Here is a 25,157-nt window from a genome sequence, read left to right as displayed (position 1 = left end):
GGCGGACAGAAGCACGATATTTAAACAGGTTTCAATACAGGTCCGCGATCTCATCATTGACCTCGGGCAATTTCCCGTGTTTTTTGAGGAAATGTTCCAGCATCTCGGTTTCCCGCATGGTGTACATCCCGTGCTCTTCATATCTGAAGAAACGCGCCTTTGCCACCGATTTCCATTTCTCCTGCAGGTCCCTGCGGACGTTGTCGGTGCCCCGGATATAAATTACTTCCTGCTTGTCGTCGAAAAGCTGGTAGACTCCGTTTACTTCAGGGACTTTGGCGACATTCTCCTCGGTCATGGCAAGGTCATCCTCGGGGGGGAGAATGACGGGGGCGAGCCTCAGCTCCGCTTTCTTCTTCCAGGCGAGCCCTTTGTCCATCAAGGCGCCCGTCGGGCAAACCGTGACGCAGGCGCCGCAGAATGCGCAGCCCGATTCCCGGTGGGAAGGCCCCACGGTGCCCACGATAATTTCGCCTTTGCGAAGGGCAAATCCGATGACTCTTTTTCCCTCCGTCTTCTCGCATGCGCGTACGCAACGCGTGCACCCGATGCACAGGTTGGCGTCATAGGTAAAAAAGGGAGTGTTCACCACGGGGATATTCCTGAAAGCGTATTGGGAAATATCCTCCTTGAGCGTGACATGTCCGCAAACCTGCCGGAATTCGCAGTCGTCGAATTTGGCACAGCAACGGCAGTCCTCGTCGACACCCATGGTGCACTCTTCCCGGTCGCAGCCTTCCTGTTCCGCGCAAACGAAACAGGCATGGGGATGATGCGCAAGAATTCGCGCCAGGTTGTCTCTTCTCATTTCCTTCAGCGCGGCGGATTTTGTGCGGATGGCCATGCCGTCTTCCACCGGCGTGGTGCAGGATGGGGAAGTGCCTCTTCCCTCGATCTCGACGATGCAGATATTGCAACCTGCATAGGTGTTATCATGTGAATTCGGGTCCGCGTCGATTTCGCCGTGCCGGAACACCCTGTGAACGGCCTTTGTCCCGGGCCCGGGCGGAAGCGCGGGATGATAGCAAAGACGGGGAATATAGATCCCCGCCGTGTCCGCCGCTTCCATGACCGTAGCCCCCTCACGGGCACGAAGGACATGACGGTCAATGGTTATGGATGCTTCTTTTCCCATGTGGCGGCAATTGCTCCTTTTGGACAGGCCTTGACACAATGGATTTCCTTCTGCTTGTGGCAGGGCCCGCAGGTATACTGTATCTTTTTGCGGTGGTCCTCGTGGACAACGGCCACCTGTTTGTCCTCTATGTCAATCATCACCGTGTCAATCTTTATTATTTTTTGAGGACATTTTTCGATACACGCGTTGCACGCATCGCATTTTTCGGCGTTGATGCTCACGTAGTACTTGCCCGAACCGTCTTCGTAGCCGTAGTGGATGATCACTGGTGCCGCTCCTGTTTCATTTACCCTGTTCTTTTTCGAAAAGCGCCTTTGAAAAGAGGGCCGCGCCGATCGCGCCCGCCAGTTGAGGGTCCATGTCGTAATTCCGGGTTTTCGGCAGCGGAAAGCAATTGAACCCGATGAGCCGTTCTATCCTTTTTACGATGCCGATGTTTTTAGATTGACCGCCCGTAACGACAAATTCCTTTTCGATGCCAACCTTGGTCAGCAATTCGAACATCCGCTGGGACATCGCGTTGCAGTACGATGCAAGCACCATTTCCTTGGACCACCCTTTCCGTAGCAGCGACACGGCCTCGGATTTGGCAAAGACCACGCACGTCGAACTCACCGGGGGCGGGTCTTTCTCGACTTTCAGGGAGTATGCGCCCACCTCCTGGATGGGCACCGACAGAAGGTCAGAAATCACCTCCATGCCTCGTCCCGTGCCTGCGGCGCACTTATCATTCATGAGAAATGACGTTATCTTTCCCTTTTCGTCAACACGAATCGCCTTGATGTCCTGGCCGCCCACATCCAACACCGTCTTGACCGCCGGTCCCCAGATATACGACGCTCCCCGTCCATGGCAGGCGATTTCGGTGATGGCCTTTTTTGCCATGGGGACGTTTACCCGTCCGTAGCCTGTTCCAACGATGTATTTGATCTCGTTCTCAGGAATTCCCGTCCCCTCCAAGGCCCAGCCGAGAACGTTCCGGGCGCTGTCGGGACTGTTGGAGCCTGTCCGCATGATGGCCCAGGAAAAAAGCTCTCCGTCAAGCATGACCGCGGCTTTTGAACCCACAGACCCGACGTCGATGCCGGCGGTGATGACCTTGGCCTTTTTCGGGTCCATGCCCTCAACGGTCTTTCTATATTCCGGCCACCGCCAGTATTCCTTTTTTACTCCCTTTCCATTATCACCGTCGCCCAGCTCCACTTTCGGAAGGGTGATGACGCGGTCTTCAATATGTTCGAGCGAAGAGGAGAGGGCGGCTCCCAATGCCGAGGCGAATTCCGGTTCTTGCGGAATGAAAAGTTCTATGCCCAGGTTTTTCTTGAGGGAATTGACCAGGCCCACGTCCTTGGCAACCCCTCCCATCAGCACGACATCGTTGTTGATGCCCAACCGGCGGACCATTGAAGAAATTCTATCCGACATGGCGTCGTAGACCGCACGGGCTATGTTTTCCTTCGGCGTCCGCTGATGAATCAGGGTGACGACCTCGGATTCGCCGAAGATGACGCATTGCGCGTTCATCGGTATCGCCTTGTCCGCCTTAAGGGACATTGTCCCCATTTCCTCAAGTTTGAGCTCCAGCGCCCTGGTCATGGCCTCGATGAATGCGCCCGCACCTGCCGCGCAGCGGTCGTTGGCCACGAAATCCGCTATGTTTCCTTTGTCGTCGCATTTCACCGCCCTCGCATCCTCGGCGCCCACATCGATCACCGTTCTTGCCTTGGGAAAAAGGTACGTTCCCGCCTTTGCAATCGCGCGCACCATGCTCACTTTTCCCGTGGCATGCGACGTCATTTCGGCATTGACGCCCGTGGCGATGATCTGTTTGATCTCGCTTTCCGGGAGACCGCTCTGTTCTATGCCTTTACGCAACGCCTCGCTCGCCGAGGCAGCCGGATCAAACCCGGTGGGCACCATGGTCTTGGCAACCACTTTTTCATCATTAAGAATGACAACCTTTACATTTCTTGCGCCGACGTCTATTCCTGTGCTGATCATTGTAGGTAAAGCCCCCGTTTTTAAAAAAAAGTATACGCAGAAAACGTTACTGATATTTACTCAGAATTGATCAACGATCAAATGAATACCGGTCAATACAAATCATCAGTTGAAGTCTTGGTTGCCAGCATCTCGATAAAGGCCTCAATTCTGGTCTTCATCTGCCCGCTGTCCTCGCGGCTGTACTCCGTGTCAAGATAATATATCGGAATGTTCTCTTTGTCAAACAAGCGTTTCAGGCGCATGTATTCCATGGCATAGAGATGGCAACCGCGGATCACGTGGTAAATCACGCCGTTGATTTTATAGTCCTTGACCATGGTTTGCAATTTGTCAATTCTGTCCTGATTGCCTTTTTCGGAGGTGAAACAGGGACAGGTGCAGGGCAGAACATACCGTTCCGCGATTGCCTTGAGCATGTCGCCGCCCGCTCCCTCATCAACCCCGACGGGATCGAAGTAGACGCGGTCGCCGGAGCATAATTCATCGGCGACAATGAGCCCCGCCGGCTTTGATTCTTCAATGAGGTTGGGGATTTTCCAGCAGTCGGGCCAAACCATGGGGGAGCCGGTGAGCAGGATGCGCGGCGTTTCTGCCGGAGCAACGCTTGCCTTTTCCTTGAGTTTTGTCTCCAACTCGTCGCAGAGCTGGTTGGTTTTTTCGGTCCACCGCCGGATGTCGTCAAAGAAGGTCATCTGTTCCACCAGCATCGCGTCCCTTCCGGAAATGACGGCGGGGGAGCATTTCCGCAAATCCTGCAGCCGGCGGGATGCCGCCGTGGCTTTAAGGGTGGTGGCGATGGCGGAGCGCATCGCTTTTCTGTTGATCGCCCTGCCGGTGAGCTTTTCCATCTTGCGCTTTACTTCCTTCACCTGGTCAAGCCAGTAGGCTTTTGCCTGCGGCGTGTCTTTTACCCTGGGCACGTTCATTTCCCATACGGGAAAGGCGTCGGTGAGGATCTCGCATACCTTTGTTTTTCCGTCACAGGAGTTCGGCGAAATGATCACGTCGCACATTTCGAGGTAGGGGTGGAGTTCCGCCATGGTCAAGCCGATCATGGACCTCACCACCGGGCAGACCTCCACGGGAACGACCCGGTCACCGATCTTGCTCGGCGTGTAAAACCCCGAATCAATGCGGATGGGGATGGCCCCTGCTGCCAGAATGAGCTCAACGGGCGCCAGCATGCACGCGAATCCGATGACCTTTCCGCCATGCGCCTTGAATTCACGGATTTCCTTTTCCCGCATGCCGAAAAATTCGGACACCTGGTCGAAATACTCCATGGCCTTGGCCCGGTTCGGGACTTTTCTCATTTTCTCGATGTTTTCAGCGACCGTTTTCTGAACCGAGGCCTTGAATGCCTTCTGCAGTTCTTCCTTCTCTTCGGGGGGCAGCGCCGGAAGGTATTTTGCTTGACTGTTTTTGTTCACTGGGAAATCTCCTTTTGCAATTTTTTTGCTTTCACCGCGCTTGATTGTAAAAACCTTTTGAATTTCGACCGCGCGATCGGATAGTTAACGATGCCGACTTTTAAGGCGTCCTTTTCCGGGCACATTTCAACACAGCGGAAACACAAGGTACAGTCGGAAGACGCTATTTTCTCCTTCTCTTTTTCCTCGTAGACCTCCTCGACCTGCACGGGACAGCTTCTTTTGCAAATGCCGCACTTGGTACAGCGTTTTCCTTCCTTGCGCAATGAAAGAAAAGAGAACCGGTTGAATAATCCGAGGATCGCCCCCATGGGGCACAGCCTGCACCACAGCCTTCGGATGAACGAGGTGGTGAGCAGATAAAAAACAAAAACACCGATTGCGAGGTAGGACATCACGGCTGACAATGCGCTGATATTATCCACCGTCAGCATTTCCTTGAACCTTCCTTCACAAAAGGGGAAGACTTGCTTGCTCGGGCAGATTTGACAGAAGGGGGTGATGAGATCGTACTGGTATTCCTTGAGGAAAAAATGGGGAATGCCGATGCCCGCGGCGATGCATACGAGGGAAATCACCAGAAACCATCGGACAAATACCGAGGTCAGCTTTAAATTTTCCGACAAATTATAATATCCTATTCTCAGATATTTCCGAACACGGATGAACACATCCTGCACGAATCCCAACGGACAGACCCAGGAGCACCATGAACGGCCGAAGATGACCCCCAAAATCACTAAAAGTACTATGGAAGGAATGAGGGTGGTATACGCGACCTTCCAGCCGCCGGAAAGCCCTTCCTCCAAGGCGCGAAGAAAACATTGGGCTATACGGTGGTTCGTATAGTAACAGCTCAGCGTGGGAAGCACGAGGGAAATATTCTTCCACTCTATCAATCGGACTCCCGCGTAGCCGAGATAGACGATAAGGCCGAAACAAAGTATCTGGGATGCCAACCTCCAATTGGTTATTTTGAGCATATTAGTTACCGCCATTCAGAAAGAAATCGTCTATCATCGTTGCGTCTTTGTCCACCTTCGGGGTGGAAAAGCCGAGAATCTTGCCCACCGTGGGGCAGACATTAATCTGCCTCCATTTGTTTTCCGTGGAAAAGTTTTTCTTGATGTCGGGACCCAGCGCCACCATGACCAGATACCGCTTGCATTCGTCATCACAGTCCTGCTGCAAAAGGATGTCGCCATGGTCGTTGAGGAAGAAAAAGTCCGTTTTGTCCTTGTAGACCGGATCCGCCTGGACCGTGGTCCAGATCCGGTATATGTGATCATCCATCTCCTTCAGCTGTCTGCGGTAGCGGACCATGTCTTCCGGCACCTGTTTCTTATTAAAGCTGTGCGCGCCGCCCAGTATGACAAAGACAAGCTGGGGATGGTTCGCTTTCATATAGGCAAAGAGCTTGGTGCAGAGCTCTTCATCGTTATTTTTCTCTTTTGTGAATTCTGCGGTGGCGCCGAAATTTTCGCCGTACTCGTCGCTGTTGCTGTAGGTCAGGAAATTGAGCTCCTGCTTGCTGGTGATGAAATAGCATGATTTTTTGTCCTTGCCAAGACCTTTGCGGAAATATTCAAACATGGTGGGCTGCTCCGGAACATCATCCGGGTTTGAACGCCGCATATCTTTCCACGAGCCGGTGATTATGGCCAGATGGACCAGGGCCATGTAGGAAGGGTTGCCGTAAAACGTGACACAGCGGCTGGCGTTGGGAACCATATCGTTCCAGAGGTGAGGGACATTTTGATGGGTCCTGTCGCCGAAGGATTCATCGTGCCGGAATTGATCGCCGACGACAATGAAAACGTTTTTCGCTTTAAATTCGCCATAAGCAAGATTTCCGTTTAGGAGAATAAGAGGCAGGAACAATAGTAATGCACGCAGGATCCTCACGCTCATTTCTTTCCCTTCTGCTGCTGATTGGCTTTCACGGCCAGCGGGATGAAGGCCGGTCTGTGGTATTTTTCTATGCCGAACTCGCCGATGTATTTCTGGATGTCGGGGCAGGTTAAAAAACCGATGAAAAGCATGGCTGAAATATAATTCGCTTTCGGGAATCTCTCCGGATTTATCGCCATGGCGTCGTAATCCGTGAACAATTTCGTCGTGTCTTCCAGCAGGGGCACCAGATCGACCGTCTCCTGCATCTCCGCGTACGACGCCCAATGGGATATAAAATACGCCCGTTTCCTCATGGCGATATTCAGTGTCTCCGATGTCCCGACCTTTGTTTTAATATACCAGTCACCCTCAGGGTTTATCTTGGCCATTTTCCAGAGCCTCATTTCCAGGCCATGGGAGCCGGATGAGTCCGCCCGAGAGCAAAAGTTTGATTTTGTTGCGGCGATCCGCTGCAGGGCTTTCAGCACATCCTTCATGCCTTTGACCTTTGCCGGGTCTTCTTTCGGCCCCACAAGGACAAAATCGGAATAACAGACCGGGCGCAGATTTACCACAAAACCATCTTTCATGAATTGCGCTTCCTCGTCGGGTTCATGCCCGAGCATGACATCAACATCCTCGACGCCTTCGTGCTCCTTGATAAAATGGATGGCGTCCCCGGTGCACAGGGAGATTACCTTGACGGGTATTTTATATTGTGTTTCAAACAACTTGGCAAGGCCATTGGCCAAACCGGGTGAAACGCAGGTCACGGGAAAGATCACCTTCAGTTCCCGCGATAGGCTGTCCATCGCCGGAACACATAGCGGACACAGGAGCACAAAAGCCGAAATAACGTAAACCAGTTTATTCCTCGCCATAATTATTTGTTTCTATCTCTTTTACTACGCTCTTAGAACCCGCAGTGGATCTTGAGGAATAAATAGTATGACTGAATATTATCCGTTATACTGTTCCCCCCATACGGGTTACTGTACGGATCAGGTTCCGTAGGATTGTTGAAAGGATGATGAACCATCCCCTGGGAATTGTAAAAGACGTAATTATACAACGAAACCCCCGTCGTCACTATCATATTGAGGCCGGCGTACCTGTCTTTAATCATTAACTGAAGGGTCCAGTTTCCGTGATAGTAGTTCTGTAAAGGATCAAAGAAGTCATTGAACAGCTCGAATTGGATGCCGGTTGATAGCGAGGTTTTCGGCGTGAACTTCCAATCGTACACCAGATAAGCGTTATTCGACATGGTATTATTATGGTAAAGGGAGTCCATGCGCACATCCCCTCTGGGTCCGTAATCGTCCCATTCATAGATGTTTTTATACTTAGGGGTGAGAAACATGTCTTTTAAAAAGGGAAGAGCCCATATATATTCGCATTTGTTAACGAGAGTCAGCGAGGAAATGTTTTCTTCGGGATAATTGAAGTCGAGGTGGGGGAAATGCTTGGTGAATTCCCATTTGCCTCTCGTGGTGAAATTGAAGCCGCGGTTTCGGTAAATGTCATACTGCGCAACCAGCATTTCGACCAGCGCATCGCGGTAATCCAATTGGTCCACATTGGTGGTGTAATTCACGGCATCCGTATGCAGGATGAGATTATAGCCCACGGTGGAGGTGAGCCAATGGTTGGGGATGTTGTCCTGAACATAACGGAGATAATTTTTGAGGGTGAGCTTTTTCTCTTCCGTGAAATCGTGCTGGTACCACAGCAGGGTGTAAAGGTCCATGGACTTTTCAGGCAGATAGTCATAGCCGATCGGTGTCCCATTCTGATATTTCATTTGAAATGATCGCTCTTCACTCTGTTCGGCCATCCCGCCAAGGGTCAGGCTGAGTTTCGGAAGCAAGTCATATTGGCCGTACAGATGAAAGCCCGACAGCCCCTTGCTCACCTGCCGTTCCATGTTGAAAGGGATGTCGGCGGAATCCTTCACGACAGTGTCAATCCATTTGCCGGTCCTGTCATTCTGCTTTAAATATCGCTCGCCGGAACGATAGTAGCTTGGTACATAGGGATAATCCGGGTATGCGTCGTCTTCTATTTCATCCGGAACTCCATTGTTGTTCCGGTCGTAATACACGTCCGACTTGGGGGGATCGCAATCGTAGTTCAAAAAATCTTCTTCCCAATCGTAAATGCCGTTTTTGTTCTTGTCATACTTGACCGGCATCACTCCGTCCCAATCGCCCCCTCCGTACGGAAGGAAATTTATTTTGCCCTCCTGGCCGTTTTCCGGAAATTGATCCTTGTCGTCGTTGTCTTCAACAAGTTGATACAGGTATTTTTGGCTTGCAAGATCTCCGGTGGAACATGCCGGGTCGTAATATGTTGTTTTATACCTCGACTCCACGATATACCCTTCGCCGCCCAATTTCAACGGCTCGAGAACGTTCCAGAGAAAGTTAACGGCGCCCGCATTGCCCGGCTTGGGCCTGAAAGAGCCGTCAACCACTTCCTGACTTTGGGCCCATTCGCCGTACGCCTTGAGGGTGGGAAGGTTGCAGCTGCCGTTGAGCCCGTAAATTTGCAGCGCGCTCGCGGAATTTGGAAAAAGAGAATCGTAGGAACCGGCCAAAGAGCCGGGCTTACCGTTGACCTGATTGCGCATGTCTATCAGCGTGCCCCCGATATTAAAAATGTCCTTGATGTTCTTGTTCAGGTGAACTCCATGGAGCCAGTCGGAACTGGGTTCTATGTCGTAGTTCTCCATATACATGCCGTAAATTCCCGTATTTGAGATTCGCGAGTTGATGAATGTCAGCGAGTTCATTCCGTAGAGAAGGTCAAAAAACACGTCGATGCGCGCGCCGCAAAATAAGCTCTGATTGAACGTAAATGGCGTAAAATGGGTCGCCACCCTGTCGCCGGCCAAAACCATGATCCCGCGGTTATCGGCCATGTCGCCGACCTGCACCATGCCGTTCAGCCACTTTTTCAGAATGGGAGAGAGCGCGATGTCGGATTGCTCGCGGTTCGAATTGCCGTTCATTGACATGTCGAAAAGGTAGAATCCTTCGACGATATGATTCCCGAAAATGTCATAATAGTTCCATTCGGGAACCTCACCCACCCACGAGGGGTTCACATAGGTCCCCCGCTGGGCGTAATTTTCATAATTGGCAGGCCTCTGTATCGATAAACTAAGCGTGTCGGAGGATGGAAAATAGGCCAAAGCAAACGCGTCGGCCGCAAGAAAAAGGAGCGCTGCTGAGAACAGGCATGCCTTGTTGAGGGTCTTCATGGTGCGCAATCTCCTTGACGGGTGCAAATAAGCGGTATTCATTGTTGCCCTCCTGCCGCATGGGGATCGGTCAAAAGTATGGTGTCAAGCGGGTACTGAAGGGTGGTATCAAGCATATTCGGAATGGTATCGGGCGTGAGGTTGACCAGCGTAACAAAGAGCCGGCTGCTCGCAGGGAGTATGACCCCGGACGTACGAGAGGTGTCGACGAGCACGGTGTCGATGAATCCGCCGACATTGTTGAAGGTAAGCGGCAGGTGAACGATGCCGGCGTACGTTTCGACCGCAAGATCAAGGTAATTTAGCCGGATTTGGCTGGTATCAATTAACGTTCCCGGGCTGGTGACGATAGTTCCGTAAAACGTTCGTCCCGTGAATATTGAATCATTCCCTTTTATAATGATGCTCGCACGGGTGCCTCCTCCCGGGGGGTATTGATACACCCAGGTAACCGTATCGGCATACAAATGATATGTAAACGGGGAAAAATTATATTGCGTATCGATTGGGAAGACCTGTGTTTCCATCCTTCCATTGAAGACATTTAGGGATGCATTGTTGCTGCACTGCTGAACGATTAGCAAGATGCTTATTGCCGCTGCAATTATCGTTATCTGCCGCATAGCGCCTCCATTAGGCGATAAGAATTGAATCTTTTAAAGAATTGGAAGGAGTGTTTTGGATGGGACGATTTATTCGCTTTAATTCATGAATTCAACAGTCCCCTCCCGGCTTTTAGGCCGCCCCTGAAATTGGAAAAACATTTCTTAAAATACCTCAGGAGATTAATAGAGGCAAGCAGAGAAATTGCTTAAGTTTGTTAAAGAAAACGAATCAGACCAAATACAGCCGCAAACACGGAAGCGGCGCCATGAAAAGGGAAATCGTCTGCATAAGCGTCCGCGGACAACAGGATCAAAAGAATTGAGCGGTCTTCAAAAGAGGGATAAAGTGCTCAGGGATTCTGAAACTTCACGAGTAATGCCCCGGCCGCGGAAACCGTCTGCGGCAGGGTAAGGAACCGTTGCTTTCCTGATGCGTCAAGCATTTGCTCGTACACAAGCCGTCCTCTGATGTTGTAAATCTCCAAGCTGCGCGCGCCGACCGGAACAGCGATCCGTCCGGTCCCGAACGAATTCAGCGACCGGACCCGCGTTGACGACCCGGAAACGCCTGTTGCGACAGGTTTAACGGATATACTTGTCGATGCCATGAGCTTGTACAATTCGTTCCCCGCCATGCAGAACCCGCCGTCGGTCCATTCGTTGTTGTCGCCGGCCGTCACGGGCCCGGGCGACGACCATGCCCCTTGCGCATAGCCGATATGGTTGTCGCTCCCGATGCATCCCAAGAGCCCGGTCCACGCCTTTTTCGCGGCGCCCTCGAATGCGTTTCTGTCAACAATGCCGTTGTTGATCGCGTACAATATTTCGTAGAGGAAAAAGACCGAGCCGCTTGTTTCCTTGCTGGGATATACGGACTGATGGTTGATGTCGCTGCGCCACAGGCCGTCGGTGTCGTTCTGGAACTCGACGAGCCTGGTGATATGCGCCTTGATCATGGATTCGAACCACTGGGTGCCGGCGCGGCCCTTGGGAAGGTTCTTGTGGATGAGGCCAAGGCTTCCCGACACCCAGCCGTTTCCCTGGGCCCAGTAATGGATGTCGGGCGTCGTCGAGCATACGTTGAACACATTGCTTCCCCATAGGCTGTCCCTTGCACAGTAATGGTGCCTGTCGGCGTTGTTCTTGTAGAAGCTGTAAATCGTATCGAGCATCGCGGTGTCGTGCAGGACATGGCCCGTATAAGCTAGGGCGGGCGCAGACATGTAAAGGTGGTCGAAGATCGGCCACACCGGGTCGTTTTTGTTCCCGCCGAACGGGGGCGGATCCACATACGCCATGTATTTCGAGGCCACCGTGGCGGCCTTTACCCTGTAGAAATTGGCGGGCGAGGTGTCCTGTTCGAACACCTCGAAATATGCGTGAAAGCAGCACCAGCTGTCGAAATTGTTTTTAATGGTGTCGCCGTGGTTGCCGACGTCGTTGCCGTCGGTGTTGGGCATCCATTGGTAATAATTGCCCCAGGCGATGGCGGTGTCGAGATACTTTGCGTTTTTTGTCATCTGGTACATTGCCATGACGCCGTCCATGTAGGTCCCGCCCTGCCAGCCGCGGTCCATGCGGCTCGTGAGCCTGGAGTCTGCGACGCGCATGCACACCTTTATAATGCTGTCGGGTGAAAATTCAGGCTGGGGAAAGACGATCTGGACTATAATAAATAAGAATAGCGGAATTGAGATGATGATTGATTGCATGATCCCCCCTTTATAAAGAAAATATATTCAAATGATGCCATTTTCGCCATTGAAAGGATTGGCTGTTGATTTAATATGTGGATGACATAGTGAAAAACGATCAGGCTTAGGTCTTCGGTGGCATCGAAATATATTTTCATTAAAAGATACTCATTCATAATAGGATGAAAATTGAGCGACTGTCGCAAAGAATTCCCCGCAGGTCCTTGCCATTTTTGAAAAGGTGACCATGAAAGCAGGTATGAGGTTCACTATCGCCGGCGTTTTTATTGTAATGTTGTGCATCCCTGCATGCGTACTTGGCCAGCTCAACCGCGAAAAGGCCGTTGCGACATCATCCATTACCTACACCGACCGCGGGTTTGTCGTCAAGGGAAACCCGGTCTACGTTTTTTCCGGTGACATCGACTATTGGCGCGTTCCGCGGGAGCTGTGGCGCGACCGCTTGACGAGGATAAAACGGTCCGGGTTCAACGCGATCACGTTCTACACCTACTGGAATCTGATGGAGCCGGTGCGGGGCCAGTACCATTTCGAGGACAATCTTGACATCGACGCCTGGCTTTCGCTCATCGAGGAACTGGGAATGTACGCCATCGTCCGCGCCGGCCCGTACGTGTGCGCGGAGATCGACTTCGGCGGAAACGCGCCGTGGACCGTGGACGTGCCGGGCATACTCTACCGCTGCTCGAATGCGCAGTTTCTCCAGTGCGCCGACACCTTTTACGCAAAAGAATTCCCGATCATCGTAAAGCACCAGATAAGCAGGGGCGGCTGCGTCATCGCGGTGGCGATCGAAAACGAATACTACGCGCCGTCGCCGGACGCGGCGTACAAGCAACATCTCATTGACGAGGCGTATTCACTCGGCCTCGAGGTGCCGTACATCTGGTCGCTCACGAACAACGGCAACGAATTCGATCCCGGCACCTTTCCCCCGGGCCCGCCGCCATGGTTCGCCTCGGAGCTGTGGACGGGCTGGATCGGCCAATACGGCGAATTTTCCGATTCGGCAAGGGTCGACCGCGCTGTATGGAAGATTCTTGTGGCGGGCACGGCCGGAATGTCGCTGTACATGATTCACGGCGGCACGAATTTCGGGTACACGGCCAGCTCCGACCAGCGCATCACGAGCTATGATTACGGCGCACCGATCGGCGAGCTGGGGCAGTTTCGGACCGAATATTGGTCCATCAAGCAGGCAGCCATGCTCGCAAAAACGTTTGGCGCGGTCCTCTCGTCTTCCTCGAACGGCGGCCTTCTGGTGGGCCCGCTTCCGTCGGGCCTCAGGTCATGGGTGCACACCACCGTCACGGGAAAGATCGCCTTTGTCATGGACACGGCCGCATCGCCCGTGTCGTTCAACGTAAAATGGACAGATAAGAATATCACCGTCCCGGCAACCTATACCGAAACGCTTGCGCCGGGGAAGTTCGCGTATTTTCTTTCCGACGTTCCGGTAACGCCCAACGTCGCCATCGATTACAGCGCGGCGAACGTGCTTGACATGCAGGGTCTGGGAAACGACCGTTATCTTATTCTTTACGGCCCGCCTGCGGGCAGCGGCGAGCTCTCGCTTTCTTTCAGCACCGCGCCCGCGCCCCCGCCCGCATCGCCGTGGACATGGGACGCTCTCGTGCGCAAGGCGCGCCTGCTGTTCACCTATCCATCTGCAGATTCGGTGTTCGAGGCGGCGTGCGATGCCGGCAACGGCCAGACGCTGCACCTGCTCATCATGAACGAGTCCATGGCTGATCGGACCTGGGCCGACAGCGACTTCATCGTATGCGGCCAGCATTACGTTGATGAAAACCGGAACATTCATTTTCCTTCGGCCGGCGGACGCGCAATCGTGTACACGTCCGCGGGAAGGACCATGATCACCGGCGGAGCCGCTGCCGCTCCTGCGGCGAAGAACTTCTCATCGGGCTGGACCTGGACCACGGCCGCCGCGGAGGCCGGCGCGGCGTACGACGATTCATCGTGGCAGACCAGCGCAACTCCGCAAGATATGACCTATTACGGTTGGCCAAACGGCTACGGCTGGTACCGCGCGACCTACACGGCGCAGCAGGACGGAGCGGCCGCGCTTAGTGTCGCGAATGTCCAGGACGAGTATATCCTGTTTGTAAACGGTTCCTACGTGGGGCTCAACAGCACCCAGATGCAGCTTGTGAAGGGCGCCAACACCATCGCCCTGCTCGCCGTTGATTACACCAGGGACAAGGCGTTCGGCTCGTACGCGACGGGCCCGCAAAACATGTGGCGGTCGGGCATATTCGGCAACGTGACCATAAACGGTGCCGCGGTGACCGGCTGGCGGTTCAAAGGGGGATTCGACGGAGTTGCCGAAAGTCCCATGATGGGCACCATTTCACCGGCGGCCTGGTCCGCGCTGCTGGCGGGCCAATGGGCTCCGGCGTCAGCGGCGCCCAACGACAGCAAGCCCAAGCTCTGGCGCATGGATTTCAATTACACGCCGCCGTCCAACGCCCTGGAAACATGGACGCTCAGCGCCGCGGTAACCACAAACAGCCAGGGAGTGGTATGGGTGAACGGACACTGCCTCGGCCGGCAGATCACCAGCCAGCCGCCGCTGTTCGTCCCGCAGTGCTGGCTGGGCGGCATGAACAGCATCATTGTGCTGACGCACGACGGCTCCGCTCCGCAGGGATACGCCCTGACGCCGGTGGAGTATTATTCGTTTGTAAAGTTGCCGGCCACCGTCGTGAAACAGCCGCCCGCCCGGCCCGTGAAAGGCGCCTGCGTCGGGCGCATCTACAGCGTGACGGGCGATAGGTTTGTCGTGCCGGCCGAGCTTAAGGGCGGGAGGGTCACGGTCTGCGTGTACGACCTTGGCGGAAAAAAGCTGAACACGTTTACCGGAAGGAACGTGATACGCGTTCGGGGCAAGACAAACCGCGTCGCCGGAGTGCTGGTGGTGAAAATCGTGTCGGTAAAATAGCGCCCGTACAAGAGGCGAGGCCTGTTCGCCACCGTGTCAACGTATACTATTTGACAATATTCTGGAATTTCACAACCGCGTCATTCCCATTGTGCTTGACATATAGGAAATATACCCCGGGCAAAAGGTCGGGGATGGGGAAGATATGCCGTCCGGCGCTCATGCTGCGGTCGGCCAGGTCCGATAGTTTCCTTCCGCCGCAATCAATGATTAAAACCTCAGTTCTTCCCGCATCGGGCAGCGAAAACCCCGCCCGCGTATCGCTTATTACGATGTGGAAAGTATTATCGGCGGCTGTCATTTGAAACATCCGATTTGTCGCCAAAGTAAAATGCCCGGAATCCGCCGCGATATAAATGAAATCCTGGCTTATGCCGTCCGACTCGTTATAGAATTGCATCACCTGAAGGCCGGAATCGAGCGCCACCGAGGCAAAATCGTTGAACTGCCTCCAAGCGTGGCTGCTTCCGGTTCCCTGAAAAGTGATTGATGGTGTGTTTGCGGTGCGCGTGTCGGTCATGAAACTGATGTGGAACTGAATCGTCGCGGCCGCGGCGGCAAAAATCGAGCTGATCCAGTATGTGCCCGCCTTGGGGACGTGAATGGTAAACTTTGTCCAATCGCCCGAATGGCAGGACCCGATGTACCAGTCCGACACCGCGGTGTCGGCAACCGGATATCGCGCGCCGCTGGGATAATTGACGCCCGCGGCGTACAGGGTGTCGTGGTCCGGATGCCAGGTGAGAAAGAACGCGGGCCACGTGTGGTCGCCGTCGTTGTCTCTGCCGCCAGCGGTGCCGCCGGCCGAGGCAAGACCGTACGCGGTGTCTTTCTGGGAAAATGACACGTTCGGCCCGCCAACATCATAGTGATGAAAATCGATACGGCCGGGAACTTCATGCGGAATGTGACAGTTGTAGCATGAACCGCTGGGTCCGCTGATCATGGGATAAGGCCTGCCGCCGTAGCCGGCGGGAACCGCGGCGTAAGAAATTGAACTGGACAAAGACATAACGGTCGCGATGCGTACAAAAAGCCCCGAAAAATCGCGCACGTTGCTCATGAGTTTCTCCTTTATGACAAACGGGAAACGGATCATTGACCGTCCGGCCACTTGCCGCCGTGCCGGTTGGCCTTGAAATAGAACCTGAAATTGGAAATCGTGAACGAAAGTTTCGAGTTCATCAGGGTTGAAGAAAATTGGAATGTGGCGTGCTCCGGCACCGTCATCTTCCCCGAAATGGTGTCGTAGTCAATAACTAAGGTTGACGAATAAGCGTTTTCCACGTTCGCGGAAATGACGGCCGGGACAAGGCTGCCGTTGAGGCGATGAAAGTCGATTGAGAAAAACATGGATTGCGATTTTGATGAAAAGGTGGAATGAAGTTTTTCAAAATTTCTGGAAAAGACATCCCGTTGGTGTCCGCCGGTTTTATCATAATCCACCACAATGCTGTCCTGAAATTCCGAAACGGCCGGCTGCTTGAGAAACTTGGTTATCGCCGGTTCGCCCACCGTGCTTCGCCACTGATTCAAAAACCCCAGCGCCTGTTTCTTGTATCCGTCAACGATTTGCTGAATCCCGGAATCCGAAGCGGGAATTCCTATTGGTGAAACCGCTGAAGCTGTTGCCGCGGGATCGGCGCCGATATTCCAGGATGCGGATATCTTGAGCCGTTTCAACTGGTCAGCTTGGCAAGTGTAACCCTTTTTGACAAGAAGGTCGTAAATATCGGTAATTTTCTGTTGAATCTGAAGGCAGGTGAAGTCAAAAGAGATTCCTTTTATGTTGAGGGCCGAATAATTCAGGTATCTCCCGTTTATTTCTTCAATGGTAACGGCACGTGAAGTGAGGATCATCAACAGAATAAATAAAGATGCGCGCATGCGTTCGTTCCTATCTCACCACCGTGAATCGCCCGCTTATTGTCTCCTTTTCACTGGTCACCTTGACGAAATATACTCCATTTTCCTTCATTCCATTTGCACCAAAGCGCCAGGTAACGTTGTTCTCGCCCATGCCAGCAGCGAATTCCCAAAGCCCCCGGCCCTGGGCGTCGCAAACTGAAATACGATACGGCGCGGGATTTCTCAATGAAACGCGGAACACTGCCCGGTCGCCGGAGACCTTTTCAAGCAGTACCGAGGCGGCACACGATGCCGGACGAAATGCGGGCATACGCACTTCGTTCCCAGCGCCAACGAGCGGGTGCGGATAGGTGAACGGCGTGTATCCCGGCATGGGACTGTTATAGAAATCCCTGTTTTCCTTGATGCGCCACGGGTTCGTGCTGGTGATTTTTGCCAGGTCTGCGCTGCCGTTGACCGTGTTGTTCCATGCATAGGTCGGTTCCGGCGCCTGATGCGGCCAGGCCTGCGGCGTTATGCCGGTCCCGTACGGCGGCGCGTCGCCTGAAATAAGGTCTCCGATCCCTCTGCCGCGCTGGTCGATGCAGACCGTTGCGCGAAGGATCCGGAACTGGTCACCGTTGTTCCACGTCAGCACCGGCGCGTGCCAGGTGAGGCCGCTGGTCACCAGCGTGTCGGCGGTGTTCGAAACGATCAGGTCGCTCTGGCCCTTGGCAAGGTTGTGCACGTGATAACCCTGCCACTGGTTTGGCGTCCAATTCCTGTCGGCGCAGACCATGGTCTTGCTTCCGTTTGCGCCCGTGCACGTGCCCGAGTCGTAAGTGACGCCGTCGTTGACGTCGAACGGGCTCGTGCCGTCGCATTTTCCCCAGGGATCGAACGTGTCGTAGTCGCGGTAATTTTCTATCACGAACGCGCCCGGGAAGATGCTGGTGATGGTGTTGTTGAACACGATGAACGTGCCGCCGCGGAGCTGACCAACATAATAGTATTGCGCCGAGTCGTCGAGCGTGATCGTGTTGTTGTAGATTTCCATCATGCGCATGCTGCGCAGCCTGCCGGGCGAGTCGGTGCCGTGGTTGGCGATGGTCGCGTCGCGCAGCGTGTTGTAGCGGAACACGGCCCTGCCGCCCGACCATCCGTCAACGGCCGCGCTGTAGGGCGAGGCGTTGAAGACGTTGTCCTCAATGTAAATTGCCTTTACCGTGCCGGCGTACAGCGAATCGGCCCACGAGCCGTCGCCGTTTGCCTTCTGGTTCCAGTTCGGGTGAAATATATACATGCCGAAATGCCATCCGACCAGGTCGAATATGTTGTGGTCGATCACGCCGTAGGTCGAGCCGCCGGTGGTGATGCCGTTGCCGGTCCCCACGACAAAGTGCACGTGGTCGATGCGCCAGGTCTGGGAATAACCGCTGATGGAGACCATTGCCGGATTGTAAACATCGGGGTCAAGGTTGGGATACACCGCGCTGTTGAAGGTCATGCCGGTGATGCGCGTGAGGCCTCCCGCCTTCGTCGCAATGTCGAGCAAGGTACCCCGGGGATTGCCCGACGCCGGCGTCGGGATGCTGTCGATGATGACCGTGCTGTCCATGCCCGCGCCCTTTATCACGAGCGCAATGGTGTTCCACGCGGGCGGGTTCCACGCGGTCTCCGTGCCCACGGTCACGGTCTTTCTCCACACGGCGCTTCCTTTGGGAAGCGCCACCGTGTCGCCGTCATTGGCCGCGTTGATCGCGGCCTGGACCGCGGTGTCCGAGCAATTGACCGCTGCGACGGTCGCGGCTTCCGGCTGCTTGCAAATCATCGCACATAAGGTCATCACCATGAAAATATGAACCAGCGTTGATTGAACGGACTTCATGGATTCCCTCCTTTTCTTATTACATTTGTCATAACCACAAATATAACGTCAGAATTCATTCCTTGCAAATTGAGATTTATATTCTTTTCAGGGCAGGAAATTCACTTTTTGGTAGTGTCCTAATTTGAATATCCATTAATCAATAATTTTATATTTTCTATCTTGGAATAAAATAGATTTTGGCATTGTTATTGCATTTAAAAACAGGTAAGAGAACAATTCACTTTGCTCTTGATTGTAACTAATGGTACAATTTAAATTGAGTCAAACAAAGGAGCCTAAAATGCAGGACGAAAAAATACTAAAGGAAAACTACGAATTCTTCGTTTCCATTAAACAAAGTCTATTGGACGATGTTTCAAAAAAAGACAAGTTTATAGTGATTCATGATAAAGAAATAAAAGGCTCTTTTGATTCATTTGAAACTGCATATATTTGGGCAAAAGCCCAGTTCACTGACGAAAATTTCTTAATACAACAGGCAATAAATGAATCAGATGTTACCAATTTTGTTTGTGGCGCGATATGCCAATAGAAGCATATGGTAATAATGTTGGGGTTATTGTAGCAAGAGGGCCTGTGGTAAGTTGTGTAGTAGGTCTACCCATTGCACAACCACAGCCACAGACTCCTACTCCTAATATTCCAACTCCTGATCTTCACCCAGCAAATGGTTTGCTTGATACTGGCGCCTCGAATTGCTGTATTAATCCTTCGCTTGCTAAAAGCTTAAATCTTCCAATTGCAGGCTACAGACCTTCAACAGATGCTTCTGGAAACACTACCCAATGTATAGTTAGAAATGGTTGTTTTGGACTTATCTTGAGAAATTCTGTAGTGAGGTTTTTTCCTGCAGTTCAATTTATTGAGTTACCCAAAGACTTGCCTAACCACACGCTTATTATTGGACGTAATATGATGGTTACCTTTAGATCAATGTATTTTTCTTTTCGTACTGGCGAATACATGATTCACTTTTAAGTCCCTATTTATACCTACTTACAATATTTGCTTGAACAGCTGTTCTCGCAGAATTCACTGGCGGTAATTCCAGAACTACCACATAGCGGGTTTCTGAATCGTTTATTCCTTCGGCATGACTCCAAGCATAACATCTCTTGGCTTTTGGGTGGCCGATAAGATTAAACACCTCAACGACACCTTCCCACACCGTCTGGCCCTTGAAGGTCTCTTTGACTGGAACAGACTCTGTATACTCTGAGTCGCAGCCGTGGAGTTTCTTAATGGCCTTCCTCAGAGATTCTATGTTATCCATTATTTTCTTTTTTCATCTCTGGAGCTGGTTCTGTTTTGACATGGACAGGTTCTAGCATTTCCAATTGAAAATCCAGCTGTTTCTTCATACGGTCCCAATCCTCTTTGGTCATAGGGAAAGGTATGGTAAAACTTCCTTGCGATCCGTCTAAAAATGTTATTGGGTATGTGCGCATTTCTCCGCCTTTTTTGGGAATAATAAAAGCGGGAGGCTTTAGATCATCGCCCTTGGGGGGAATTTGATTACCTTCTGGCTTAGGTGGGTCTTTAATTCCTTCCCCTTGTCCCGCAGGATCATCGCCACTAATATACGATGATTCTGGAGATTTGTCAATACCAGAATGAGCGATTGTTGACCTAAATTCTTTAATAAATTCATCCGCCCCCGTTTCACTAAAGCCTTTTTTTCTAAGATTATATTTTAAATTTTCATTCGATGGAAGGTGACCATTGTACTCTTTCCATAAACTGCTATGTATTTCAGGGGTCAAGGCTAATTTTTTAATTAATTCGTCCCTTTCAGGTGATTCGGCTCTGTTATCTATCAAAAATTCGATAGCATCTTTCGTTAGCCTCGCTTCTTTTTTATCACTTAATCCCTGAGTTTCTAATATCCCAAATTTTTTCATAGCCGCTATAGTGACCATAGCCGGGCCAACCTTTGCATTCTTATATCCCCAATGTCCGACAACAACCTCTATATTAGCCCAATTCTGCCTATCCTTTTCGTATAGTTCACGTGCTCGTTCTAATGCGGTTTTAAGGTCTATTCCTGGATAGCTTGGACTTCTGTCAAACACGGTTCTTTTTTTTAAAGTGGCACTGTCGTTCTGGACTTGAGCTTTCTGATTTTGCATATTTCCTCCGTTCTACCATATAATATATACTTAAAAACGATAAAAGTCAATATTAATCTCTGATCAATTGTATTGTTTTAGAAATTAATCTCTTTTTTATCTTGACTTTCGTGCGATAAAAAAGTATATTTATAATATGAAGAACGAAAACAAAAAAGCCCCAAGAGCTGTAACTCTCAGGGCTATTCAATTTGGTGGGGGCAGGTCATGGTGACCAAGGCGGACTCTACATTCTCCCAGGTCGGTTCAATTCCGACTGCCTCCATCTCTTCTCTGTAAATATACATCTTTTACAGGAGCTTTGCAATGTATAAATTAACACGAGACCGCCAGATTCAAGCTATCTCCGCTTTGGCAGAGGGCGCAAGTATCCGCTCAGTCGAGAGAATGACTGAAATTCATCGTGACACTATAATGCGCCTTGGCGTTCGGGTTGGAGACGCTTGTGGAAGACTGCTTGATGAAAAGATGAGAAATCTTTCTTGTGAAAATATTCAGGTTGATGAGATATGGGGCTATGTCGGTAAGAAACAGAAAAACGTATCCCAAATAGATAAAGCTTTTGGCCTCGGTAGTGTCTGGACGTTTATTGCTATTGATGCAAACACAAAGGCCGTTCCCTGCTTCAAGATCGGGCAACGTGATTCTGAAACCGCCAATGCATTCATAAGCGATCTTTCTACACGCCTTAAAAACAGAATTCAGATTTCATCGGACAGCCTTCCGGCCTATGTGGAAGCGATTGATAACGTTTTTGGATGTAATGTGGATTATGGTCAAATAGTAAAAACCTACTCCACAACTGATAATTCTACGGAAAGTAGGTATAGTCCTGCTCAAATAGTGAGCGTGAAGAAAACGAAAATAATTGGTAATCCCGAAAAAGAAGATATCAGCACTTCATATATTGAAAGGCAAAATCTGACCATGAGAATGCATTGCAGACGGCTGACAAGACTAACAAATGCATTCAGTAAGAAACTTGAAAATTTTAAATCGGCGGTTGCATTACATTTCGGATACTACAATTTTGTGAAGATACACAATACTCTTAGAATGACTCCAGCTATGGCTGTTGGGGCCGTTTCAAAGGTGCTAACTGTGGGCGATTTGGTCGATCTGGCAAATTAAAATTTAAAAATACAACGGAGATCAAATCGAAATTAAATAGGAGTAGTAAATTTTCGTTATTTAGGTAAAAATGATAACTATTGGCACTCGATAACAAAGAGTGCTAATACTTGACCAAAAATATCAATATACTGTATATTATAAATGCATTCATGCCTTTTAACACTATACGTAGGTAATTAATTTTAAGCGATTTTATTAGAAAGGCTGCCAATGTCACCATAACAAAATAAGGGAAGCTTTCTCTCGGTTAGCGGCCTAAGAAGCTTCCCTTTTACCAACCCCTTGTTAGGAGTCGGACCGCAACGGGCTTGCGACCGTGCGGATTTTTTGTTACCATTAACTACGAGCAATTAAAATAATAATTGCCCAACAAAAAGGATATTTTATGAGTGAATGTAGTTGGCCTTATAATAAACAGCAATCTATTTCCTTCAGTATTTATGGTCTTAACACAGAGTGGAACAATGTTGCTGGTCTTTATATTTTTGCCTATAAAACGAGTGCTAATATTTGGTATGCACTTTATATAGGCCAAACAAACGATTTTTCGGTTCGACTTCCGAATCATGAAAGGCTGAATGAGGCAATCCGACGTGGTGCGACCCATATACACGCTCGGGTTGTTTCGCTGCAAAAAGACCGTGATTACTACGAAGAAGAGATGATTCAGTATCTCCAGCCTCCAATGAATGATCAGTTGAAGAAAGCAAGCAATTTTTAAATTTTAATATTTTCATTTGCTTTGCATTAAGGCCGTTTATAAACGGCCTTTTTATTATGTGTACAACATTATACTATATTAAATATATATTAACTACTTGAATATTTCAAGTAGTTTTTGTAAATGATATACTATAATCCCCAAACCGACATATCGCTATCTGAGGCAGCTAAAAGGTTGGATGTAACCCCTCAAGATATGTCTTTTTTGGTAAAAAAGAAAACTTTTAAAACGGCTAGAAGAATTGGTTGGCATGTTTTTATAGATATTAAAGAGATTAATGCATATATTCCGAATAAAGGTGGCAGGCCAAGAAAGCAAAGGAAACCATAAAACATTCTCTAAATTCAAATTAGGACACTACCCACTTTTTTCCGAATTTGCAATTATCCAGAGGATTGTCTATTTTCTTGAAATAGGCCATATGAAAAATATAATGCTAGTCTTTCTGGTAGCATGCCCGGCAGCGTGGGGAGCCACGTACTACATCGCGGCGAACGGCTCGGATTCTCACACCGCAGCCCAGGCACGGACCAAATCCCTTGCCTGGGCGCACCTGCCCGGCATGGCCGACTGCGGCGCCGCATGCGCCTCCTTTGCGCCCGCGGCGGGGGACAGCTTCATTCTCCGCGGCGGCGATACATGGGGAGCCTCAAGCCAGGTCGTCGACTGGCATTGGCCGGGAACCGCCGCCTCCTGGATCTACATCGGCGTGGACAAAACCTGGTATGCCGGGGGCTCCTGGAAGCGGCCGGTGTTCGATTGCCGCGGAACGGCCTGCGCCAGCGGCGGCAACCAGCTCCAGGTGAGCGGCAGCTACGTCATAATTGACAACATGGAATTCACCGGATTGTACAAGGACACCGGGGGCGGCGGCGCGAACAGCGTATTGACGCTGAACTCCTTCATCGAGGTGAGAAACTGCTACGTGCACGGCTGGACGCACGCGGCCGGCAGCACGGACAACGGGCAGTCGTATTCGATCGAGGCGCACGGCGGATATCCGCACGACGAGACGTCGTTCCACGACAATGTCATCGACGGCGCCGGCGGAGCGCAAAACGACGGCAACGGCATCCTCAACGGCACCTATGTTTACAACAACGTCATACGGTACGTGGTGAGCGGCCTCCTGGGCGACTTCAACGTGGTGCACGACAACCTCGTCGAGCACAATGTCCTTTCGTACGCCGGCGACCACTGCAACCTGATTTTCGTCTTTCATCCGGAAAGCGGGTCAAGGCTCCTCGCGTACAACAACGTGGTGCGGCACTCGGGCTGCGCCGGCGGAATGGCGTTCTGGCTCAACGGCAACGCCGGGTGCGCCAGTTGCACCACCTACGCCTTCAACAACGTGCTGTACGACGTGGACAACGGGATCATGGCCATCGGCGCGCATCCGTCAAGCGGGAACACCGGCACGTATTACGTCTATAACAACACGGTGATGAGCAACGGCGGCGCGTGCATGGGAAACGGCGAAGCGTCGCCCCGGTCGGTCACCCACTACGCGAACAACCATTGCGTCAACGCGAATTCCTATTGCGACGTCACCGGCACCACGGGCGTCAATGACGGCGGCAACGTGCTGCAGACCACGGCGCAGGCGGCCGCGCAGGGGTACAACGCCGGTCAGCTCTATGCCCTTTCACCCGCCGCCGCGAACAACGCGACCGTCGGCGCGGGCGTCAACTTCTCAAACCTGTGCGCGACCATGCCTGATTTGTGCAGGGACGCGACGTACGCGGTTGAATACGATTCGGTGAACCATGCCGTGGTTGCGCCGGCGAGGGCCCCCAAGCCGCGTCCGTCAACCGGAAATTGGGACGCGGGCGCATACGAATACGGTGCGGCGGGAATAATAAGGGCGGATGCCGGGCCTCGCGCTCTTTCGTTGCGCCATGCGAATCCCATGAGCGTCGGCATGTTCCGGCGTTATGTCCAATCAAACAGGGGTTTGATGGTGTATGATCTTGCGGGGAAACGGGTGGATAATCGCTCAATCCCAAATAATGGTTTCTTTTTTATCAGTCAGAATGAAAATTCCCCGCTCGAAAAGGTGCTGGTGCTCCCGTAACAGCTTTGCGGCGCTCAAATTCCCATATTGTTAAGCGCGTTCACCACGGTCCTGATCGTCGCCGCGAGCGTCGGGTGCGACGAATCGAAATGCCGCGCGCTCTCGGCGAGCCGCTCCTTGATCGGCGCGTGATGCGGCGACGGCGTGGCGCCCTTGTGCGCCAGGAGCGTCCTGACGTCGGCCTGGATTTCCGCGAGCAGCGTTTTCGATTCCTCGTCGACAGCGTCGATGGTCTGGAGCTCCTCGTGCAGGTGCTCGAGGTGTTCTTTGAGGATGAAGTTGTTCATGGCTCTCCTTGTAAGACGTAACTTCTATTAAAAATAAATTAAAATCCGGGTGCCCCGG

The 25,157-nt window shown here is 51.6% G+C and carries 21 protein-coding genes and 1 pseudogene; 6 read left to right on the top strand and 16 right to left on the bottom strand.

What is annotated here, in order from left to right:
• Positions 1 to 31 precede the first annotated feature (31 nt).
• The 10 genes from VLX68_10720 to VLX68_10675 all read right to left on the bottom strand — a co-directional run bounded on the left by VLX68_10720 (position 32) and on the right by VLX68_10675 (position 12,047).
• Positions 32 to 1,135: a 2Fe-2S iron-sulfur cluster-binding protein gene (locus VLX68_10720; protein HUI92709.1), complete on the bottom strand. Its 1,104-nt coding sequence runs from the start codon at positions 1,133 to 1,135 to the stop codon at positions 32 to 34.
• On the bottom strand, positions 1,114 to 1,404 hold the full coding sequence (locus VLX68_10715) for a 4Fe-4S dicluster domain-containing protein (protein ID HUI92708.1): 291 nt from the start codon (positions 1,402 to 1,404) through the stop codon (positions 1,114 to 1,116). Before VLX68_10715 ends, VLX68_10720 begins: the two co-directional genes overlap by 22 nt.
• 16 nt (positions 1,405 to 1,420) lie before the next feature.
• Positions 1,421 to 3,139 (bottom strand): acyl-CoA dehydratase activase, encoded by a 1,719-nt coding sequence (locus tag VLX68_10710; protein HUI92707.1) that lies wholly within the window; start codon positions 3,137 to 3,139, stop codon positions 1,421 to 1,423.
• Positions 3,140 to 3,231: 92 nt separating this feature from the next.
• On the bottom strand, positions 3,232 to 4,572 hold the full coding sequence (locus VLX68_10705; GenBank protein ID HUI92706.1) for a 2-hydroxyacyl-CoA dehydratase family protein: 1,341 nt from the start codon (positions 4,570 to 4,572) through the stop codon (positions 3,232 to 3,234).
• Positions 4,569 to 5,555: a 4Fe-4S binding protein gene (locus VLX68_10700; GenBank protein ID HUI92705.1), complete on the bottom strand. Its 987-nt coding sequence runs from the start codon at positions 5,553 to 5,555 to the stop codon at positions 4,569 to 4,571. The genes VLX68_10705 and VLX68_10700 overlap by 4 nt, the downstream gene beginning before the upstream one ends.
• 1 nt (position 5,556) lies before the next feature.
• The gene (locus VLX68_10695) at positions 5,557 to 6,483 is read right to left on the bottom strand and encodes a hypothetical protein (protein HUI92704.1); all 927 of its coding nucleotides are present in this window, start codon (positions 6,481 to 6,483) and stop codon (positions 5,557 to 5,559) included.
• Positions 6,480 to 7,346 carry a substrate-binding domain-containing protein gene (locus VLX68_10690; protein HUI92703.1) on the bottom strand — a complete coding sequence of 289 codons (867 nt, stop codon included), beginning with the start codon at positions 7,344 to 7,346 and terminating at the stop codon, positions 6,480 to 6,482. The genes VLX68_10695 and VLX68_10690 overlap by 4 nt, the downstream gene beginning before the upstream one ends.
• 32 nt (positions 7,347 to 7,378) lie before the next feature.
• Positions 7,379 to 9,730 carry a hypothetical protein gene (locus VLX68_10685; protein HUI92702.1) on the bottom strand — a complete coding sequence of 784 codons (2,352 nt, stop codon included), beginning with the start codon at positions 9,728 to 9,730 and terminating at the stop codon, positions 7,379 to 7,381.
• Between the two features lie 38 nt (positions 9,731 to 9,768).
• Positions 9,769 to 10,257 (bottom strand): hypothetical protein, encoded by a 489-nt coding sequence (locus VLX68_10680; GenBank protein ID HUI92701.1) that lies wholly within the window; start codon positions 10,255 to 10,257, stop codon positions 9,769 to 9,771.
• Positions 10,258 to 10,685: 428 nt separating this feature from the next.
• The gene (locus tag VLX68_10675) at positions 10,686 to 12,047 is read right to left on the bottom strand and encodes a glycoside hydrolase family 88 protein (GenBank protein HUI92700.1); all 1,362 of its coding nucleotides are present in this window, start codon (positions 12,045 to 12,047) and stop codon (positions 10,686 to 10,688) included.
• Positions 12,048 to 12,288: 241 nt separating this feature from the next.
• Between VLX68_10675 and VLX68_10670 the strand changes: the two genes are divergently transcribed.
• Positions 12,289 to 15,012, top strand: coding sequence for a beta-galactosidase (locus VLX68_10670; protein HUI92699.1), 2,724 nt, complete (start codon positions 12,289 to 12,291; stop codon positions 15,010 to 15,012).
• Positions 15,013 to 15,058: 46 nt separating this feature from the next.
• On the opposite strand, the gene VLX68_10665 is transcribed toward VLX68_10670, so the two are convergent.
• Genes VLX68_10665 through VLX68_10655 form a run of 3 tightly spaced genes read right to left on the bottom strand, consistent with a single transcriptional unit; the run spans position 15,059 to position 18,748 of the window.
• Positions 15,059 to 16,075: a hypothetical protein gene (locus tag VLX68_10665; protein HUI92698.1), complete on the bottom strand. Its 1,017-nt coding sequence runs from the start codon at positions 16,073 to 16,075 to the stop codon at positions 15,059 to 15,061.
• A 32-nt stretch (positions 16,076 to 16,107) separates the two neighbouring features.
• Positions 16,108 to 16,899: a hypothetical protein gene (locus tag VLX68_10660; GenBank protein ID HUI92697.1), complete on the bottom strand. Its 792-nt coding sequence runs from the start codon at positions 16,897 to 16,899 to the stop codon at positions 16,108 to 16,110.
• A 10-nt stretch (positions 16,900 to 16,909) separates the two neighbouring features.
• Complete coding sequence (locus tag VLX68_10655) at positions 16,910 to 18,748, bottom strand: hypothetical protein (GenBank protein HUI92696.1); 1,839 nt, start codon at positions 18,746 to 18,748, stop codon at positions 16,910 to 16,912.
• 283 nt (positions 18,749 to 19,031) lie between these two features.
• On the opposite strand from VLX68_10655, the gene VLX68_10650 reads away from it, so the two are divergent.
• Together VLX68_10650 and VLX68_10645 are read left to right on the top strand one after the other, a co-directional pair.
• Positions 19,032 to 19,283, top strand: coding sequence for a hypothetical protein (locus VLX68_10650; GenBank protein ID HUI92695.1), 252 nt, complete (start codon positions 19,032 to 19,034; stop codon positions 19,281 to 19,283).
• Complete coding sequence (locus VLX68_10645; GenBank protein HUI92694.1) at positions 19,274 to 19,729, top strand: retropepsin-like aspartic protease; 456 nt, start codon at positions 19,274 to 19,276, stop codon at positions 19,727 to 19,729. Before VLX68_10650 ends, VLX68_10645 begins: the two co-directional genes overlap by 10 nt.
• A 4-nt stretch (positions 19,730 to 19,733) precedes the next feature.
• Here VLX68_10645 and VLX68_10640 read toward each other — a convergent pair whose 3' ends face one another.
• Entirely contained in the window at positions 19,734 to 20,024 is a 291-nt protein-coding gene (locus VLX68_10640; GenBank protein HUI92693.1) for a hypothetical protein, read from the bottom strand.
• Positions 20,017 to 20,880, bottom strand: a complete 864-nt coding sequence (locus VLX68_10635) for a hypothetical protein (protein HUI92692.1) — start codon at positions 20,878 to 20,880, stop codon at positions 20,017 to 20,019. The genes VLX68_10640 and VLX68_10635 overlap by 8 nt, the downstream gene beginning before the upstream one ends.
• A gap of 897 nt (positions 20,881 to 21,777) precedes the next feature.
• Here VLX68_10635 and VLX68_10630 point away from each other — a divergent pair.
• The 3 genes and pseudogenes from VLX68_10630 to VLX68_10620 all read left to right on the top strand — a co-directional run bounded on the left by VLX68_10630 (position 21,778) and on the right by VLX68_10620 (position 24,812).
• A pseudogene (locus VLX68_10630) lies at positions 21,778 to 21,870 on the top strand (IS1 family transposase).
• A gap of 529 nt (positions 21,871 to 22,399) precedes the next feature.
• On the top strand, positions 22,400 to 22,735 hold the full coding sequence (locus tag VLX68_10625) for a hypothetical protein (protein HUI92691.1): 336 nt from the start codon (positions 22,400 to 22,402) through the stop codon (positions 22,733 to 22,735).
• A gap of 424 nt (positions 22,736 to 23,159) precedes the next feature.
• Entirely contained in the window at positions 23,160 to 24,812 is a 1,653-nt protein-coding gene (locus VLX68_10620) for a hypothetical protein (protein HUI92690.1), read from the top strand.
• Positions 24,813 to 24,826: 14 nt separating this feature from the next.
• Here VLX68_10620 and VLX68_10615 read toward each other — a convergent pair whose 3' ends face one another.
• The gene (locus VLX68_10615) at positions 24,827 to 25,099 is read right to left on the bottom strand and encodes a DUF4404 family protein (protein HUI92689.1); all 273 of its coding nucleotides are present in this window, start codon (positions 25,097 to 25,099) and stop codon (positions 24,827 to 24,829) included.
• Between the last annotated feature and the right edge of the window lie 58 nt (positions 25,100 to 25,157).

The sequence above is a fragment of the Chitinivibrionales bacterium genome (genome assembly GCA_035516255.1).
Taxonomy (GTDB): domain Bacteria; phylum Fibrobacterota; class Chitinivibrionia; order Chitinivibrionales; family FEN-1185; genus FEN-1185.
The sequence above is the reverse complement of the archived record's forward strand: the minus strand, read 5'-3'. Positions and strand labels throughout refer to the sequence as shown.